Consider the following 1,891-nt stretch of genomic DNA (forward strand, 5'->3'; position numbering starts at 1 on the left):
GTGCACCACCCAGTAAGTGCTCTGCGGACGGCATCGCGAGGGGTTGTCAGGCGGGGGCGTGTCGGCGCGGGCGAGGTTGGTGGGTGATGGCAGTCCGCCAGGCCATCGCAATTGGCCGCCGCGCGGTCAGCCACGCGGGGCAGGCGGGCGTGGCGGGGAAATGTGATGGCCCTGGGGTCGGTCTTGCGCGGTCTCGGCCTAGGTGCGCTCGGCGCCGGCTTTGGGCGAACGGAGATTGGGGTGGTCCGGAGGTCGGGCGGGCGACTGAGCTTTGGAAGGCGTCGGTTCGGGCGGCGCATGACTTCGTGACCGAGGCGGATATCGCGGTCTTCCGGCCGTTGGTGCGGGGTGCGTTCGGGGAGCTCGAGCACCTGGCGTGTGGCGAAGGGAACGTGGAGATGTCCGGCGTATCGCGGGCACGGCGGGGGACGCTGCTGCTTGACCATGCCTGCAAGGAGTTTGCGGCGACGGCGGTCGACGTGAATGAGCAGAACCCCAGGCTGCCCGGTTCCATGGGTTCAAGGTCGTCGGGCGGAGTGAGCGGGACTCGACGAACAAGCCACACCCGATCCTGCACCTGACGCTTTAACCCGCGATCTCGAGGATGTCGATCTCGGTGTAGGGGTCGGCCTCGGCGAAGCGGAGGGCCCAGCGGACCGCGTCCTCCTTGGAGTCGACGCGGATGATCGAGAGACCCGCGACGAGCTCCTTGGTCTCGGCGAACGGGCCGTCGATGACGCGCGCCGGTCCGGGCTCGGCGACCGAGATGCGAGCGGCGTGGGAGCTCGGCATCAGGCCCTCGGCGACCAGCAGGACGCCTGCCTGCCGCATCTCCTCGAGGACCGCGTCGGCGCGCTCGAGAATCTCGGCGGACGGCGGGTTACCCGCTTCGAGTGAGTCATTGGTCTTGTGGAGCAGCATGAACCGCATGCCGCCGACTTTAGTAGTTGACCAGCTCTGACCAGAACGCTTCGGGGATGGCGTGTTCCAGCAAATCGGCCACCTCGCTGATCTCCCGCGGGCTGCGCGCCCCGACAACCACAGCCGGTACGACGGGATGCCGCAGGGGGTACTGAACCGCAGCAGCAAGCACCGGTACGTCGTACCGGCGGCACAACTCGCGGAGTCGGTCGATCCGCGCGAGCAGCTCGGCCGGAACCCGCGCGTAGCCGTGCGGAGCGCCGTCTGCGGTGTCGGCGAGGACTCCGCCTTGGAAGACTCCAGCCGCGAGTACGGCGACGCCGAGTTTCGAGCAGAGCGGGAGGAGTTCGTCGGTCGCGGACTGGTCGAGCAGGGTGTAGCGGCCGGCCAGCAGGATGCAGTCGGGGCCGTCGGTCCCGGTCTCGCGGAGGAAGCGAGCGGCGACATCGGCATGGTTGACACCGAGCGAGATCGCTCGGATCGCGCCGCGCCCACGTAGTTCCTTGAGCGCTCGGAGAGTTTCGGTGGAGGCGGTCGCGAAATCGAGGTCCGGGTCGTGGATGTGCAGTACATCGATCCGGTCGATGCCCATCCGGTCGAGACTCGCCTCGAACGAGCGGATCACCGCACCGTACGAGTAGTCGAGCCGTGGTCCAATCCCGGCGGGCGGCTCGGCCCAGATCGGCTGGAGGTCCTGCCCGCCCGGCTCGATCAGCCGGCCGACCTTGGTCGTGAGGACGAAGTGGTTCCGTGGCCGGCCGCGGAGCGCCAACCCGGCGCGCTGCTCGGACAGCCCATAGCCATACACCGGAGCCGTATCGAACAACCGCACCCCGAGCTCCCACGCCCGATCGATCGTCGCAATCGCCTGCGCCTCTGGCACCGCCGAAAACATCCCCCCAACGGACGCAAGCCCCAAACCCAACTTGCTGACCCGCAACCCCGTCCGCCCCAACTCCACACCTGTCTC

The 1,891-nt window shown here is 68.4% G+C and carries 2 protein-coding genes; both read right to left on the minus strand.

The genetic code is table 11. The features are described from left to right. Nucleotides 1–585 precede the first annotated feature (585 nt). Nucleotides 586–930 carry a YciI family protein gene (locus E1263_RS42260; protein WP_132178094.1) on the minus strand — a complete coding sequence of 115 codons (345 nt, stop codon included), beginning with the start codon at nucleotides 928–930 and terminating at the stop codon, nucleotides 586–588. Between the two features lie 10 nt (nucleotides 931–940). Beyond that, nucleotides 941–1,882, minus strand: a complete 942-nt coding sequence (locus E1263_RS42265; RefSeq protein ID WP_132178096.1) for an aldo/keto reductase — start codon at nucleotides 1,880–1,882, stop codon at nucleotides 941–943. Nucleotides 1,883–1,891: the final 9 nt, after the last annotated feature.

The organism is Kribbella antibiotica, from assembly GCF_004349055.1.
Lineage (GTDB): Bacteria > Actinomycetota > Actinomycetes > Propionibacteriales > Kribbellaceae > Kribbella > Kribbella antibiotica.

Coding starts and splice junctions, on each gene's coding strand:
- E1263_RS42260 (WP_132178094.1), bottom strand. CDS start 930: ATGCGGTTCATGCTGCTCCACAAGACCAATGACTCACTCGAAGCGGGT.